The following is a 15,920-nucleotide window of genomic DNA, read 5'->3' as shown; positions in this document are numbered from 1 at the left end:
GTCAGGCAAGCGATTCGGCGTCGTTGATGCAGTTGCGGATATGGCTGGCGAGCACCCGGACGTTGGGCTCCAGCACCATCGAGTCGTGGTCGCCCGGAACTTCGATCACCCGCAGCGCGGGCATGTAGCGCGTCCAGTCGTTGTCGTCGAACACGTACTCGCGCGCCGCGCTCACCCAGCGGCCGTTGGTGACTTTCCAGTGCCGGTCCAGCGGCGGGCGGAAGAGCACGGCCGGGCCGTCCCAGGACTTGAGCGGGTAGGTGGGCAACGCGGCACGGAACGCGGCTTCGATTTCCGCGTTGTGCAGCTGGTGGGCACTGGCGGTGGGCGCTGCATCGCCCCTGCGGCGTTGCAGCTCCCAGGCGATGCGGCGCTGGACCCATTCCTTGAGAAAGCCGAAGCCTCCCTTGCGCAGATCGGCCAGCTTGATGAGTGCCTTGTCCGGGCGGCTCAGGCTGGGGCGCATGGGCAGCGGTGTGTCCAGCAGCACCAGCAGCGACACCTTCTCGCCCGCGGCTTCGAGTTGGCGGGCGATTTCGTACGCGGTGATGCCACCGCCCGAGAAGCCTCCCAGCAGGTAGGGGCCATGCGGCTGAACCTGGCGCATCTCGGCGATGTAGTCGGTGGCGGCTTCCACGAGGGTGGCGTGCGGCGCCTGATCGCCATACAGGCCGCGCGCCTGCAGACCGTAGAACGGGCGGCCCACACCGATAAGACGGGCGAGGTGCCGCAGGTTGAGCACATTGCCGAACATGCCCGCGACCAGGAAGAACGGCGTGCGTTCACCGCCTTCTCCATCGTGCATGGCCACCAGATGGGTGAATCGGCGTCTGGGGGCGGAGCTCGCCGGCGCGGTGCCGGCTGTATTGTCTGCGCCCTCGGCGGTTGTGCCCGTGTCACCGATGCGCTCGCGGATCATGCCCGCGCACAGGGCGATCGTGGGTGCTTCGAACAGCACCGAGATCGGGAATTCGACCCGGTAGGCTTTCTTGACCATGGCGAACAGACGCACCGCGATCAGCGAGTGCCCTCCCAGGTCGAAGAAGCTGTCTTCCACACCGACCTGGTTCACACCCAGCAACTCTTCCCAGAAGCCCACCAGGGTGCGTTCCACGTCGTTGCGCGGCTCCACGTAGTCGCTGTCCAGGTCGGGGCGCTGGAATTTCTGGCCCGAGCCCGTGTCCGTTGTGACCGCCTGGCTGGCCTGGCGCACGAGCGCGTCCAAGTTCATGGACGAGACCACCACCTGCGGCAAACCCGTCGCCAGTGCCCGGCCGAAGGCGTCCGCACCTTCTGCGGGCCGGATGCCCTGCTCGATGTTGTGCTGTAGCAGTTCCTCGGCAGGCGACAGCTTTGAATGGGCGTCGGCGCGCGCGCTTTCATCGAACACCAGTTCGCGCGCGTCCAGCCGGCTGGCCGAGGCGGCGAAGCCACCGTCGCTCAGGCGCTTGATGGAGAAGCCCAGCACTTCCACGCAGACCTCACCGTGTTCGTCGCACAAGGTCACGTCGAACACGGCGAATGGCGCGTCGGCGCGGTTGTCCTGCGCATTGCGCACCCAGCTCCAGATGTGGGCGGGCAGGGGCTTGTGCACGCGCACCTCGCGGTACGAGACCGGAACCCACAGGTGATCGGGCGCGTAGCCGGCGATCAGGCGCATGGCCCAGCCCGTGGCCAGGTCCAGCAGCGCGGGGTGCAGCATGAAGCCTTCCTGGAGATCACCATGGAACGCCGCAGGCAGTTGCAGTCGGGCGATGCCCTCGTTCTCGCCATACGCCACCGAATGCAGCACGCGCCAGCGCGGCCCGAAATTGAGGTGCTCTTCCTGCGGCGAACGCAGACCCGCAGGGTCGGCTGCGTGGTGCTGCGGGCAGCGTGCGGTGAGGGCCGCGATGTCCAGTGCCTGCGCCTGGGGTTGTGGGCCGGGCACCAGCGTGGCCTGCGCGTTGAGCTGGAATCCCTGGCGGCCTTCGAACAGCACATCGCTTCGCACCTCGAGTGCATAGCCTTCTTCGCTGCGCGCAAGCTTCACGCGCACTCCGCGGTTCTGTCCGTCATTGACTTCCAGCGGGCGGAAGAAGTACAGGTCGTGGATGGCGAACGGGCCCTTCTCACCGTTGCCTCTCAACGCCTGCGCAGCCAGTTCCAGGTAGCCGGTGCCGGGCAACAGTGCCTGGCCCGAGGCGGTGCGGTGCCCATCCAGAATCCAGAGGTCCTCGGTGCGCCAGGTGGCGGTGAACAACCGGTGCCCCGCCGCATCAAAAGTGGTTTCGTCAAAGAGGGGGCTGTCGGCTGCGTGCCGTGGCGCCGGAGCGGATTCGCCGAGGCGGCTGGCCAGCGTTTTCGCGGCCATGCCCACTTCGTTCCAGATACCCCAGTCGATCGCCAGCACGCGCGTACGGCCAGCAGCGCGGCTGTGCGCATAGGCGTTGAGGTACTCGTTGGCAGCCACGTAGTCCACCTGGCCGGCGGGAGCGATGACGGTACTGGTGGATGAGAAGAGCACCATCTGATCGATGCTCCCATCCGGGAAAAGCTCATGCAGGATCTGCAGGCCATGCACCTTGGCGGCGAACACCTCTTCCACCGCGCCGGAGGTCTTGGTGAGCAGCGGCCCGTCGTCGACCACACCGGCCGCGTGCACCACCAGGTGGATGCGGCCAAAGCGCTGGCGGGCCTGCTCGACGGCGGCCTGCATGTCGTTGACGTTGCACACGTCGGCGGCAATCACCTGCACCTCGGCACCGAGGTCTTGCAGGCGGCGCACCGCACGGATGCGCATGGCCTGTGCGCCTTGCGTGTCGGGGCCACGCAGGACGGTGTCCCAGGTCTCAGGCGCGGGCAAGGCCTGGCGTGCCAGCAGCACCAGACGGGCGCGCTTCTCACGCGCCAGACGCTCCGCGACCGTCAGACCGATGCCACCCAGGCCACCGGTGATGAAGCACACGGCGCCCTCGGGCAGTTGCGGCAGTTGGGTGGTTTCCGGTAGCGCCAGAGGAACATGACCCAGCTCGAACCGCTTGTCGCCACGCAGCGCAGCCACGCGGTTGCCCGGCGTGGCGAACAGATCCTCGAGCACGCGGTCGGCCACGGTGCCGAGCGCTTCGGGTTGGGGCTTGGCTCGCCAGCGGTTGTCCTGTGTGGGCAAGACCAGATCGAGCACCGTGCAGGTCATGCCCGGCAGTTCGCGGGGTGCCACGCGGGCCGGTCCCATGAGGGTGGCCTTTTCCGGGTAGGGCAGGGCCTCGTCACGAACGCGGACCGCGCCCGTGCTCAGCACCGTGAGGTGCAGGGGTTTGGGGAGGTTTTCCTCGACGAGGGCCTGGGCCAGGAACAGCAGGCTGAAGAAGCCTTGCTCGATGTTGCGGTGGAAGAAGCTGCTGCCTGGTCGGAAGCGTTCTTCACGCGTGACCAGCCATGCGTGCACGATGTGCTGCGGCGGATGGCCGGTCGCCATGAGCTCGCGCACCAGTTCGTCATAGCCTTCGCGGCCGCGCTCCGGTGCCAGCAAGAATTCCTGCTCGTTCACGCGGGCGAACACGTCGCCGGCGCGCACGGCCGTGACACGGTGGCCCGCCGCGCGAAGACGCTGCACCAGCGCGTCGCCCAGGCCGGTCTCGTCCATGAACACCAGCCAGCTTTGTGGCGGCGTGTTCGCCAGGTCCTGGGTGACGTCGATGTCCACATCCGCCTGGCGCGGGCGCCAGCGAGGCTGGTAGCCCCATTGACCCACGTCGTCGGTGCGCGTCAGCAGGGTGGATTCCGGCACGGCCTGGGTGGCCTTGCCCGGTTCGATGAAATACGGTTTGCGCTGGAAAGCGTAGGTGGGCAGGGGAACGCGGCGGCGGCGCGCCTCGCCCCAGATGGGTTCCCAGTCCACCGGCACGCCGTTGGCCCAGAGGCGGCCCAGCGTGCCGAGGAACCACACGTCGTCTGCCACCTGGTGGTCGGGGTGGCGCAGGGAATTGATCACCTGGGAGGATGGGATCGCATTCGCCTGGGCCAGTGAGCCCAGCGCCTTGCCCGGACCGACTTCGAGGTACACCCGTTTCGGGTCTGCACCCTTGAGTGTGTCCATGCAATCGGCGAAGTTCACCGTGTTGCGCAGGTGGCCGACCCAGTACAGGGGATCGGTGGCCTGGCCCGCGCTCAGAGGTTGGCCATCGCGGTTGGAGATGATGGGCAGCTGGGGTGCGCTCAGGCGGATGCTGCGCAGATAGGCTTCGAAGCGGCCCAGGATGGGTTCGAGCATGCGCGAGTGCGCTGCGATGTCGATCTGGATGCGCTGGGGCTCCACGTCGCGCGCACGCAGGGTGGCTTCGAGCGCATCGAGCGCGCTCTGCGGGCCGGAGACCACGCAGAGCTCCGGTGCATTCACGCTGGCCATGTCGAGTTCGGTGCCGAGCAGGCCGCGCACTTCGCTGGCGGCCAGGGGCACGCTGAGCATGCCGCCCGGCGGAACGGTGTCGAACAGCTGGCCGCGCAGCAGCACGAGGCCAATGCAGTCTTCGAAAGACATCACACCCGCCAGGCAGGCGGCCGTGTTCTCACCCATGCTGTGACCCACAAGTGCCGAGGGCTTCACGCCCCAGGACATCCACAGTTGGGCCAGGGCGTACTCCACGATCATGATCAGCGGCAACTGCACCGATGGCCGCTTGAGTTTTTCGACCGCGTCGGCGTGGTTGTGTGCTTCGGGCAGCCACAAGGCCCGGATGTCGTAGTCCAGCTTCTGCTGCAGGACATCCAGACCCCGGTCCATCCAGTCCTGGAAGACGGGCTCGGTCGCATAGAGTTCGCGCGCCATGCCCGCGTACTGGGCGCCACCGCCGGGGAACATGAACACCACCTCGGGGTCATCGCCCAGGTGGTTGTGGGTGAAGACCCGGCGGGTGTCGGTGCCCTCCAGCAGGGTGGCGGCCTCTTCATGGCTGGCGGCCACGAGCACGCGCCGGTGCTCGAACGCGCGGCGGCCTTCCTTCAGCGTAAAGGCCACATCGGCCAGATCCTGCTCCGGATGGGCGCGCAGATGGGCAGCCAGCGCCCTGGCGTTCGCGTCCACCGCAGCCCGCGAGCGGCCCGACACGACCAGCACCTGGAATGGCCAGTCGGAAGCGTCGGAAGCCGCGGCAACGGGCGCTTCTTCCAGCACGGCATGGGCGTTGGTGCCGCCCACGCCCAGCGAATTCACGCCGGCACGGCGCGGCCCCTTGTGCGAAACCCAGGGGCTGAGCGTGTGGTTGACCTGAAAAGGGCTGGTCTCGAAGTCGATCGAGGGGTTGGGGCGTTCGTAGCCCAGGCTGGGCGGAATCTCCTGGTGCTTCAGCGCCAGCGCCACCTTGATGAGGCCGGCCACGCCGGCAGCGGTGTCGGTGTGTCCGATGTTGGTCTTGACCGATCCGATCCGGCAGAAGCCGTTCTCGGGCGTGGTTTCGCGGAACGCCTGTGTGAGCGCGGCCACCTCGATCGGATCACCCAGATAGGTACCCGTGCCGTGGCACTCCACGTAGTCGATGGTGTCGGCCGAGACGCCGGCCACGGCCTGCGCCTCGGCGATGGCCTTGGCCTGTCCATCCACGCTGGGGGCCAGATAGCCGGCCTTGGCCGCACCGTCGTTGTTGACGGCGGTGCCTTTGATGACCGCCCAGATGTGGTCGCCGTCGCGCAGGGCGTCGTCCAGCCGGCGCAGCACCACGACGCCGGCGCCCGAGCCGAACACGGTGCCCTGGGCACGGTGGTCGAAGGCGTGGCAGTGCCCATCGGGTGACAGGATTTCGCCTTCCTGGAAAAGATAACCCCGGGCGTGCGGCAGTTCGATCGTCACGCCGCCGGCCAGGGCCATGTCGCATTCGCCGCCCAGCAGCGCCTGGCAGGCATAGTGCACCGCGACCAGCGACGTGGAGCAGGCGGTCTGGATGTTGACGCTGGGACCCTTGAGGTCAAAGATGTGGCTGACCCGGGTGGAAAGAAAATCTTTGTCGTTGCCCGTGTGGCGCAACAGGAACATGCCCGTGCTGGCCACCAGATCGGGGTTGGAGCAGATGTTGAAGTAGAAATAGCTGCCCATGCCGCAACCGGCATAGACCGCAATGGGGCCGGGAAAGCGCTCTGGAGGATGCCCTGCGTTTTCCAGTGCTTCCCAGGCCACTTCCAGGAACTGGCGGTGCTGCGGGTCCATGATCGCGGCTTCCTTCGGGCTGAAACCGAAGAAGTCCGCATCGAATTGCTCGAAGCCGTCCAGAACGGCAGCCGCCGGCACGTAATTGCGATGCCGCATGCGCTCCGGGCTCTCGCCGACAGCGAGCAGCTCGGTTTCGGAAAGGCGACGGATGGATTCAATGCCCTGGCGCAGATTGGCCCAATAGGCCGCCGGATTGGCCGCCCCCGGCAAATGCGCCGCCATTCCGACGATGGCAATGTCGTTCGATGCGTCTGATCGTGTGTTCACACAGTTCTCGCAGGTGCTGTTACCCGGCCGTCCCTCCCCCTGCCGGTGAGCAATTATTGCTCAACAGTTTGTTACCCCGCGTGTGCGGAAGTCACACTTTCGGTGGATCGGAGGGTGTTGAAAAGGAACTGTCGCCAAACTGGCTGTTTCCAGATGTGCTGTTCCGGAAATTGGTATCGCCCAGAACACCGTACTGGCTGCGGTCGTTGAGCACTTCATCCACCAGATGAACGTCGATCAATCGCGCCTCAGCGGCGAAACCGTACACGAGCACGGTGTCACAGAGAATGTTGATGCTGCGGGGAATCCCGTGGGCGGCCTTGGCGATCTTGGCCGTGGCCAAAGGGGTGAACAGCTGGCGCTCGCGGCCAGCAACCTTCAGCCGATGATCGATGTAGTCCCCGACTTCCACCGAATTCAGGGGGGAGATGTAAAAATCCGCCGCCACCCGCTGGGCAAACTGTTGCAATTCCGGACGTTGCAGCAGCGTGCGCAGTTGCGGCTGCCCAACAAGCACGACCTGCAGCAGCTGGTCCTTGTCCGCATTGATGTTGGAGAGCATGCGCAGCGACTCCATGGCCGCAGGGTTCACGTTCTGGGCTTCATCGACGATCAGCACCACGCGATTGTTCTTGCTGTACTCGCTGATCAGGAAGCGCTGGAAGGCGTCATACCGCGCGATGGGCGAGAGGCCCTCGTAGGGTTGGCCGAAAGCCAGCATGATCCATTCGGTGAGGTCGGCGAGGTCGGGGTGCGTGTTGGTGACCAGTCCGACCTTGACCTCGCTGCCGAGTTCGTTGAGCAGACGCCGTATCAGGGTGGTCTTGCCGCAGCCGATGTCTCCGCAGATGACCGTGAAGCCGGCCCGGTTGTGGATGGCGTACTGCAGCATGGTGTAGGCGAGCGTGTGGCGCTTACCCATGTACAGGAAGTCGGGGTCTGGCTGGATGGAGAACGGCTTTTCTTTCAGACCGTAAAAGGATTCGTACATATGCTGCGTGGATGGTGGTTGCTTCCCAGCCGGCGGGAAGCGGTCGTGCCCATTCGGTCCGGCGACCCATTCAGAACATTATCGACTACGATGCCGCCAGGAACCGACGCGCCGCAGCGGCTTTGAATCGAATTGAATGCACTTATGACCGATGTATGTGAAATATGTGGATTGAAGGTCTCGCGCGGCGACCTGAACAGCCATGTTCAGACCATCGTGGACAAGGCCGCCAGTGGCGAGGGAGCCTGGCTTCTGACGCTCAACACCGAAATGCTGGCGCGCGGTGTGCGGGATCCAGACTACTGGAGCCTGATCAAGAAGGCCGACATCATCACTGCGGACGGTATGCCTCTGGTGTGGGCTTCGGGCTTCAAGTTCCCCGGCGCAGGTATCACCGAGCGCACCACGGGCGTGGATATCGTGGATGCCATGTTCCGCCTTGAAAACGTGCCCCGCTTCGCCGTCATCGGTGGCGTCAGCCCGCTGGTGACCATCCAGCAGTACGGTGCCCGGGCGACCGATGCCTGCGGATTCATCTTCGATGGCAAGGTGGACCTGTCGGAAACCCAGCTGGAGTCGCTGTGCAGCGAACTGGGCCGGCATGGGGCGCGTGTGGTCTACATTGCCCTGGGTGTTCCCAAGCAGGACCGCCTGGCCGTCGAGCTCCGGCGTCGCATGCCGCATCTGGTCTTGCTGGGCATCGGGGGCACCTTTGAAATCCTGGGGCCGCAGGGCAGTCGCGCCCCGCGCTGGATGCAGAAGTCCGGGCTGGAATGGCTCTACCGCCTCTCGCGCGAGCCAGGCCGCCTCTGGCGGCGCTACCTCGTCAACTACCCACGCGGCATCTGGTTCCTGGTCAAGGACGTCGCAACCGGTCGCTGACAGCAGCGCGGTGGTCTTGCACGAGGCCCGGTGGCCGCGCCAGCAGGGCCGATCAGTCCCGGCGGGTCCTGATCCAGCTCATCTGGCGCCGCGTGAGGAATCCCAGGTAGAGCGGCAGTTTGCGCACGATGTACCAGGGCACGGACATCAGTTCGCCGAAGCCTATCCAGCGGCGACCGGCTTTCCACCAGCCCGCCAGCACCGATAGCGCGAGCAGGGCGAAACCCGCCAGCGACACCGTGGCCACCACCGGCCAGGCCAGTCCGAGCCAGGCGAGCAGGCAGGCGACAACCGCTTGCGCACTGAGCAGCATGGTCAACAGGGCCAAGGGCGGGACGCACATGTCGAGCGTGAGAGCCACCAGGCTCGCGTTGCGGTGCGTCAGCGATTTCCAGAGCAGGCCCGGGGCCTGTGAGGCCACCATGCTCAGGTGCCCATGTTCCCAGCGCTTGCGCTGGGACTGTGTGCCTTGCTCGTTGGTGGGGAAGCTGCTGCTGACGAGTGCCGATGGAAAGAACTGTGGAGGCTTGCCCGCCAGGGTGCAGTCCAGCCCCAGCTTGAGGTCTTCCACGATGTGGCCTGTGGCCAGGTTGACCTGCTGCAACACCGGCCACGGAAAAGCCATGCCACTGCCCATCAACTGGCAGGGCATGCCCAGACGCCGGTAGCCTTCGGCGCGCAGGCGGGTACGGAAGTCCCAGGCGAAAGCGGCAATGCGCTGCATCAGCCCGGCATTTGGCGGGGCGACCATGTCGTACATGGCTTGCACGGGGCGTTGCAGTCGATGGGCTTCGATCGCAATCGCGGCAAGGCTGCCAGGCTCGGCCACGCAGTCGGCATCCATGACCACGACGACGTCCGGCGGCGACGTCCGCAGATGGTTCACCCCGTGGGCGAGTGCGTAGCCTTTGCCGCGCAGGCTGGTGTCAAAACGCTCCAGCACTTCGGCGCCGGCGGACCTCGCCCGGGCGGCGGTGTCGTCCGTGCAGTTGTCCGCCACCAGCAGCAGCCGACCTCCGGCAGGCAGCACTTGCAAGGCCTGCTTCACCATCGACTCGATGATCTCGGCTTCGTCGTGTGCCGGCATCAGGACGACCGTCGAAGGGGCGGGGGCGTCGGCGTTGGTGACCGGATCGAGCCGTCGCGGGAACAGGCTCACCGCAACCTGGAGCGCGAGCAACGCCACCAGCACCAGCAGGATGGAGCCGGTGGCCAGCAGGGCCCAGCTGATGAGGGTGGTGATCATGGCGAAGAAGAAAAGATGTGTCGCAATTTTGCGGCTTCCGTGTCGATCAGATGCCGTTCCCTGACCCGCGCACGCGCAGCTGTGCCCATTTCCTGCAGTGTGGCGGCATCCGTTGCCAGCGCACGCGAGAGCATGTCGACCAGGGCACCCACGTCGCCGGCCGGCACGAGCCAGCCATCGGTTCCATGGCGCACCAGTTCCGGAATGCCGGCGATGCTGGTGGTGAGAACGGGCCTGCCCAGGGCCATGGCCTCCATGATCACGACGGGCAGCCCTTCGGCGAAGCTGGGGAGCACCATCACCCTGGCGGCCTGCAACTCCTGCTTCACGCGCTCGCTGCTGATCCAGCCGGTGATGCTGACCTGTGACTGGAGGCCGTGGCGGCTGATGAATTGTTCAAGCTCATCCCGCATTTCACCGTCACCCGCCAGCACCAGATGCAGGTCTTCACCGCGATCCCGGAGCTGCCGGACGGCATCGAGCAGCAGCAGTTGCCCTTTCTGCTCGCACAGGCGGCCCACGCAGACGAGGCGCGGTGCGGCAGGAACGGGTTCGGCGGGGGTGTCGAAGTAGGCAGCCTCCAGGCCGCAATGCACGACCTGAACTTTCGGCCAATGGCCGTGGCCGACCCAGCGGTACAGCTGGCTGCGGCCGTAGGAACTGATGGCGACCACATGCGCGGCTGCCTCCATCTTTTCCCGCAGGTGCAATCCCAGCGGGCGGTCGAACTCGTCCGGGCCATGCACCGTGAATGAGAACGCCGGCCCCCCGATCATGCGGGCCAGCAGGGCCACCTCGGTCGGGTTGGTGCCGAAGTGCACGTGCAGATGCGTCACCTGGTGAACCTGGCAAAGCCGCACAAGCTCGCAGGCCTCGGCCAGGTACACGAGGTGATAAGGCGCCGCCCGATCGGACATGCGCGAGAGCCGCAACGCCATGCCCACGGCACGAAGAAACGCGCCCGGGCGGCTCAGGAACTGGCGCAAGGTCACCGGCAGCAGGGCGGCCAGGCCTCCGCGCAGGAGGTACTGCGTCTTGTTGCGTTCTTCAAGATCGTCCGGGTCGACGAGTTGGTCGGCCCATCCCCTCAGCGCGACGCGCGTGACCTCCACGCCCTGGCGTTCCAGCGCCAGAATCTCGCGGCGGATGAAGCTGTGGCTGACCTTCGGGTACTGGTTGATGAAATAGGCGATCTTCATGTGCGAATCTGTATTCTTTTGATGGCGCTCCAGCCAATCACCATCAGGGAGCCCATCTCGAGCACCCAGTTCAGTGGCACCAGGCCCAGGCGCCAGTCGAGGATCTCGTCCACGTGGTGAAAGGAAGCGGCCCGGACGACCACGAAAACCAGCAGCCCAGCCGCGCCGGCGCAGGCCCACAACGTTGGCGCAGGCGCATGCCAGACCAGAACCATCATGGCCGTCAGCGCCGTGAGCCCGGCAACGGGCATGGCGGCGATGAAGGCTTGCTGATACTGGCGGCGGTTGTCGTACCAACCCTGTTCGTAGGCCAGAACACGCGCCATTTCGGTGAAGGCGGACTGGAGATCCAGCTGCTTGTTGATGCCCAGCGCGATCATCCCCACCATCAGTACGCGCCAGATCAGCCGCTCATTGCCGCTGAGCACCACCTGCTGCAGCCGCTCGCGACGCAACATGCGATGGCATGCCCAAGCCACCAGCGCGTACAGCGCAACCGTGACCCAGCCACCGACGGTGGGGTCACCGATACCGGGTGACCAGTTGCCCATCCATCCCTCATTCATGCGCCGTGCCTCCCCGCCTACTTGTATTCAATGAGGCGCCCGGTGCGCCCCAGCATTCGGGTGAGGTGGAACTTCAGCACGCCCCGTGCCTCGGCAAACTTGCCCGCCAGCGTGAAAAAGGCCATGGCGGGTGAGCGTTCGCGGATGGACAGCCGCAGCCACTGCAGCGGATAGAGCAGGGCGAGCAGCCATGCCCGCGCATCCACGAAGGTGCCCAGCAGCGCGATGCCGAGAGGCAGCAGCAAGCCCCACAGAACAGCACGCCGCGTTTCGCGCACCCAATGCCGATCCGGCGGCGCGCCATGCAGCCAGGCGCCTTCCGCGAAGGCGTGGCCGGCCCTCACGGTCCGCTGCCACCATTGCCGCCAGCTTCTGATGGCGGCGTCGTGCCGGGTCATCTCCTGGTCCAGGCGGTGAACGCGCCAGCCTTCGCGCCTCAGGCGCAGGCACAGCTCGGGTTCCTCTCCCGCGATCAGGCCGTCCCGATAACCCCCGACCTGTGTGATGGCCTCGGTGCGGAACAGCGCATCGCCTCCACAACTCAGGGCATCGCCGATCGGTGTGTCCCATTCGCGGTCGCACATCAGGTTGTAGATGGAGTTCTCGGGGTAGCGTTCACGCCGACGCCCGCACACCACTGCGCACCGGGGCTGGGCTTCCAGGTATTGGTGGGCGGCTTCGATCCAGCCCGGGACCACTTCGCAATCCCCGTCGATGAACTGCACGAAGCGGATTTCCGGGTGTTGGGCCAGCAGGCGCTGAAGACCCGCATTGCGCGCCCTCGCGGCGGTGAAGGGCTTGTCCATGTCCAGGGCCAGGACGTCGGCACCCATGCCCTGTGCCATGGCCACGGATCCATCGGTCGAGCCCGAATCCACATAGACCGCCGCCTGTATGAAGGGCAGCACCGATGCCAGACACACGCGCAGGCGATCACCTTCATTGCGGCCAATGATCACGGCGCCTATCGACGGTGGCGCAGACGTCTCCACCGGGTCAGCGTGCGGGGGTTGCACGTCGCTGCCCTACGGGTGTGTTGGTAACAGTTTGTTGTTTGAACATGGAGGTGGAAGAACTGCCGAAACTGTGGATGATTATGGCTACCAGTTCTCATAAGATGACCTTTCGTGCCACTTGATGATCAAGTCGTATCGGCTCGTTTGTGTATCTGTTCACACCTCACGGGGGGCTCATTGGTTTAACATCGTCGTGTAGCAACAAATTGTGACATCGCCGCAACGCGTTGCAGTGAATCTTATTCAAGCCACGGCTTGCAAATGACGCTGGAGTTGGCCGCAAAATTTTCGTGTTTTGCGCTGGCTTCGAATATCGGTACTTCATCCACCTCGGGAGATCGAACATGAAATCCGCAGTGCAAGCCCTGCTGTTCTTGTGGCTGGTTCTGGCAGGCGCAGTTGCCAGCGCCCAGACCGCAACGCCTTATCAGTTGCGTCACGGTGATGCCCTGACGGTGTCGGTCTGGAAAGAGCAGGCCTTGAACATGGAAGTGCGTGTGCTGCCCGATGGCAGCATCACCTTTCCGCTGGCAGGCCGTGTCGAAGTGGCCGGTCTGACCACGCCACAGGCCGAACAACGCATCGCAAGCAAGATCAAGAATTTCATTCCTGAGGCCGTGGTCACGGTGACCGTAACCGGCATCGACGGCAGCCGCGTGTACGTGCTCGGAAAGGTGGCAGAGCCGGGTCCTGTGACACTGATGTCGCCGTCCACCACGGTTCTGCAGGTGCTCAGCCAGGTCGGTGGCGTGGACCGCTTCGCGGATGCGAATTCGATCCGTGTCCTGCGCCAGGCCAATGGAGCCGCCACGGCCCTGCCGGTTCGCTACAACGACCTGATGCGTGGCAATGCGCTGGAGACGAACGTCGTCCTGCTGCCCGGTGACACTATCCTGGTGCCTTGAAACATGAGCAAAGCCAATACCGCATCCCTTTGCATGGCGGCTGCGATGTGCGCGGGCGTCGGGTCCGTGCACGCCCAGTATTCGGTGAACATCTCGACCGAGGTGGAGCAGATCGAAAACCCGTTGCTGTCACCTGTCAACCCGGGTGGCGTGACCGTGGTTCGTCTTGTGCCCACCTACACGTATGAAGCACAGGGCGATCGAACCCGGTCCCGCTTCACCGCAGGTGCCGTGATCGAGCGCTCCAGCAATACCCAGCGGCTGGCCAGCCGCAACTATCCCAGCCTCGGCTACACCTGGGGCTACACGTGGCCCACGGCAGACATCGAGTTGCGCGGCAATCTGGCCGAATCTGCCACCCGCAACACGGAGCTGCAGGACTTGGGCCGTGTGACGGTCGACGGCAAGGAGCGCACCGCGGTGCTGGGCGCCACCTGGAACAAGGATTTGACGGCGCGCACCCGGCTGACACTGGGCGCCGAGAACAACCGCGTCACGTACGACACGCCTCTTCTGGTTGACTACCGCGAACAGGAAGTGTTCAGCCGTTTCTCCTGGGAGGCGACGGAGCGGACCACGTACTACGTTGAACCGGCCTTTTCGCGGCTGCTTCCCGCGGGTGGCATTCCGGATTCCCGGTTGAATCGCTGGCTGGTGGGTTCGCGCGCGCAGCTGGCGCCGGATCTGTCGCTGACGGCGTCCCTGGGGCATGCACGTGCCACGGGTTTCATGCCCTCGTCTGCCACGGTCGGTGGGGTGCAACTGACTCACACGGGAACACGGCTGACAACCGAGTTCGAACTGCAGCGAGGCATGGAGCCTCTGAGCTCCACCTCGGGTTACGTTCGGGCTGACGTGCTGCGGGTGCGGCTGGGTTATCAGTTGTCGGAGAGCGCCACGATTTCCGCGAGCTACCGACGCAGTGAATCGATAGGCCCTGCGGGTGCCACGGGTACGGTGCTGGGTCTCACACTCAACAACGAACTGGCCTCCAACTGGTCGTCGCTGCTGGGTGTCGAGGATCGCAAGTCGAATTACGTCGTGGGTGGTACGGGCACCGGTTGGTCTGTCCGTGCAGCTCTGATCTATCTGTTTCCTGGCCGCTAAGGGCAACGTTCATGTTTGGTGATTACCAGCCCAGTTTGCACGACTACCTGTCGATCCTGCGCCGGCGTGCGCTGGCAATGGTTCTTGTTTTCGGTGCTGTCCTGACGGCCGCCGTGGTGCTGGCCTTCGTGTTGCCGCGCGTCTATGAATCCACGGCCACGATCCTCGTGGAAGGGCCGCAGGTGAAGATGGCGGTGGAAGAGAACGCTGTGCGGTCGCGTCCGGAAGAGCGTGTGAACCTGATTCGTCAGCGCTTGATGACCCGCGAGAACCTGGTTCGGGTGGCGGAGGAGCACCAGCTGTTCTCGGCTTCGGGCGACAAGGCCAGGTCAGACACCGACATCTTCAAGGCCATGCGCGAGAGCATCCGGCTGGAGCTGATGCGCACTGCGCCCGAAACCTGGGACTCCCGGCCCTCGTCGATCTCGTTCAACCTGTCCTTCCAGCACTCGGATCCGACCAAGGCGCTGGAGGTGACCAAGGAGCTGGCGAACATGTTCCTGTCCAGCAACCGCCAGACCCGCGTGGACCAGGCATCGCGCACGACGGAGTTCCTCACGGGTGAAAGCGAGCGGGTTCGCAAGGAGCTCGAATCTCTGGAAGGCCAGATCGCCACGTTCAAGTCGCAACAGTTCGGGGCATTGCCGGACAATGCCGCCACGACCATGGCCAATCTTTCCACCATGGAAGCGGACCTGCGGACCGTGGAACGGGATCACCGCTTGGCGATGAATGAACTGCGTTCGCTCGAAGTGGATCTGGAGGCGGCCCGGCGTGGTGTGGTTGCCCCAGGGGCGGTGACCAACTCGGGTCCGAGTCCGACCGAAGTTGAGCTGGACCGTGCGCGTGCCGAGTTGGCGGGCTTGCGTGCCATCTACTCGGAAGACCATCCTGATGTCCGCACGCTGTTGCGCCGGATTCCCAGCCTGGAAGCCGCTGCAGCCAACGAGGCCCGCGCGCAGACACCATCGAGAAACGCCGCGAGGGAGCAGGCGACCCTGGCGGTCTCACGGTTGGAAGCGCAGGTGCAGTCCGCCCGATCCCGTGCGGATCTGCTGGCGAGCCAGCAGTCGTCTCTTCGAGGCAGCATCGGACAGCTGCGCGTTCAGGCGAGCAGGGCACCGCAGCTCGAACGCCAGCTGGCAGGCCTGCAGCGCGACTACGATGCCGCGAAAACCAAATACGAAGAACTCCGCAACCAGTTGCTCTCGGCCCAGGTTGTTGAGAATCTGGAGGGAGGGCAGCAGGCGGAGCGCTTCACCTTGCTGGAACCGCCGTTGATGCCCGAATATCCGATCAAGCCCAGCCGCAAGAAGGTGGTGGCCGCAGGTTTCATTGCGGCACTGGGTGCTGCAGTGGGGGTGGCCCTGTTGCTGGAGATGCTGCTGGGCCGCGTCTGGGGTGCGAATGCGCTGACTGCGGCGGTGAACCAGCGGCCGCTGGCCGTGATTCCCTATATCCCCATCGGCTCTGAAGCCGACTGGCACAAACGCTCCTTCTTCGCGTCGCTGTTGGGGGTGTTCCGCCCCAAGACGCGCTGATCCATTTCCTTACACGCAC

The 15,920-nt window shown here is 65.0% G+C and carries 10 protein-coding genes; 4 read left to right on the top strand and 6 right to left on the bottom strand.

Features of this window, described 5'->3' with window-relative positions; all coding sequences use genetic code 11:
• Position 1: 1 nt before the first annotated feature.
• Both J2X09_RS00410 and J2X09_RS00405 read right to left on the bottom strand, forming a co-directional pair.
• Positions 2–6,448 carry a type I polyketide synthase gene (locus tag J2X09_RS00410; RefSeq protein ID WP_204731377.1) on the bottom strand — a complete coding sequence of 2,149 codons (6,447 nt, stop codon included), beginning with the start codon at positions 6,446–6,448 and terminating at the stop codon, positions 2–4.
• 91 nt (positions 6,449–6,539) lie between these two features.
• The gene (locus tag J2X09_RS00405; protein ID WP_204731376.1) at positions 6,540–7,439 is read right to left on the bottom strand and encodes an ExeA family protein; all 900 of its coding nucleotides are present in this window, start codon (positions 7,437–7,439) and stop codon (positions 6,540–6,542) included.
• Positions 7,440–7,583: 144 nt separating this feature from the next.
• Between J2X09_RS00405 and J2X09_RS00400 the strand changes: the two genes are divergently transcribed.
• On the top strand, positions 7,584–8,321 hold the full coding sequence (locus J2X09_RS00400; RefSeq protein ID WP_204731375.1) for a WecB/TagA/CpsF family glycosyltransferase: 738 nt from the start codon (positions 7,584–7,586) through the stop codon (positions 8,319–8,321).
• A 52-nt stretch (positions 8,322–8,373) separates the two neighbouring features.
• Here the strand turns inward: J2X09_RS00400 and J2X09_RS00395 are convergent, their stop codons facing one another.
• The 4 genes from J2X09_RS00395 to J2X09_RS00380 are packed head-to-tail and all read right to left on the bottom strand — an operon-like array spanning position 8,374 to position 12,348.
• Entirely contained in the window at positions 8,374–9,567 is a 1,194-nt protein-coding gene (locus J2X09_RS00395; protein ID WP_204731374.1) for a glycosyltransferase family 2 protein, read from the bottom strand.
• Positions 9,564–10,766 carry a glycosyltransferase family 4 protein gene (locus J2X09_RS00390; RefSeq protein WP_204731373.1) on the bottom strand — a complete coding sequence of 401 codons (1,203 nt, stop codon included), beginning with the start codon at positions 10,764–10,766 and terminating at the stop codon, positions 9,564–9,566. Before J2X09_RS00390 ends, J2X09_RS00395 begins: the two co-directional genes overlap by 4 nt.
• Complete coding sequence (locus J2X09_RS00385; protein ID WP_204731372.1) at positions 10,763–11,332, bottom strand: hypothetical protein; 570 nt, start codon at positions 11,330–11,332, stop codon at positions 10,763–10,765. Before J2X09_RS00385 ends, J2X09_RS00390 begins: the two co-directional genes overlap by 4 nt.
• 17 nt (positions 11,333–11,349) lie before the next feature.
• The gene (locus J2X09_RS00380; protein WP_310306950.1) at positions 11,350–12,348 is read right to left on the bottom strand and encodes a glycosyltransferase family 2 protein; all 999 of its coding nucleotides are present in this window, start codon (positions 12,346–12,348) and stop codon (positions 11,350–11,352) included.
• A 344-nt stretch (positions 12,349–12,692) separates the two neighbouring features.
• Between J2X09_RS00380 and J2X09_RS00375 the strand changes: the two genes are divergently transcribed.
• Genes J2X09_RS00375 through J2X09_RS00365 form a run of 3 tightly spaced genes read left to right on the top strand, consistent with a single transcriptional unit; the run spans position 12,693 to position 15,901 of the window.
• Entirely contained in the window at positions 12,693–13,253 is a 561-nt protein-coding gene (locus J2X09_RS00375; RefSeq protein ID WP_204731371.1) for a polysaccharide biosynthesis/export family protein, read from the top strand.
• 3 nt (positions 13,254–13,256) lie between these two features.
• On the top strand, positions 13,257–14,360 hold the full coding sequence (locus J2X09_RS00370; protein WP_204731370.1) for a hypothetical protein: 1,104 nt from the start codon (positions 13,257–13,259) through the stop codon (positions 14,358–14,360).
• Between the two features lie 11 nt (positions 14,361–14,371).
• Positions 14,372–15,901 (top strand): GumC family protein, encoded by a 1,530-nt coding sequence (locus J2X09_RS00365; RefSeq protein WP_204731369.1) that lies wholly within the window; start codon positions 14,372–14,374, stop codon positions 15,899–15,901.
• The last annotated feature ends 19 nt before the right edge of the window (positions 15,902–15,920 follow it).

This window comes from Hydrogenophaga laconesensis, assembly GCF_031457235.1.
GTDB classification, from domain to species: Bacteria; Pseudomonadota; Gammaproteobacteria; order Burkholderiales; family Burkholderiaceae_C; genus Hydrogenophaga; species Hydrogenophaga laconesensis.
This window is presented reverse-complemented; position numbering and strand designations above follow the sequence as displayed.

Excerpts from the sequence above, each read along its gene's own strand:
- J2X09_RS00370 (WP_204731370.1), top strand. The coding sequence starts at position 13,257 with ATGAGCAAAGCCAATACCGCATCCCTTTGCATGGCGGCTGCGATGTGC.
- J2X09_RS00395 (WP_204731374.1), bottom strand. The coding sequence starts at position 9,567 with ATGATCACCACCCTCATCAGCTGGGCCCTGCTGGCCACCGGCTCCATC.
- J2X09_RS00405 (WP_204731376.1), bottom strand. The coding sequence starts at position 7,439 with ATGTACGAATCCTTTTACGGTCTGAAAGAAAAGCCGTTCTCCATCCAG.
- J2X09_RS00375 (WP_204731371.1), top strand. The coding sequence starts at position 12,693 with ATGAAATCCGCAGTGCAAGCCCTGCTGTTCTTGTGGCTGGTTCTGGCA.
- J2X09_RS00385 (WP_204731372.1), bottom strand. The coding sequence starts at position 11,332 with ATGAATGAGGGATGGATGGGCAACTGGTCACCCGGTATCGGTGACCCC.
- J2X09_RS00390 (WP_204731373.1), bottom strand. The coding sequence starts at position 10,766 with ATGAAGATCGCCTATTTCATCAACCAGTACCCGAAGGTCAGCCACAGC.
- J2X09_RS00400 (WP_204731375.1), top strand. The coding sequence starts at position 7,584 with ATGACCGATGTATGTGAAATATGTGGATTGAAGGTCTCGCGCGGCGAC.
- J2X09_RS00365 (WP_204731369.1), top strand. The coding sequence starts at position 14,372 with ATGTTTGGTGATTACCAGCCCAGTTTGCACGACTACCTGTCGATCCTG.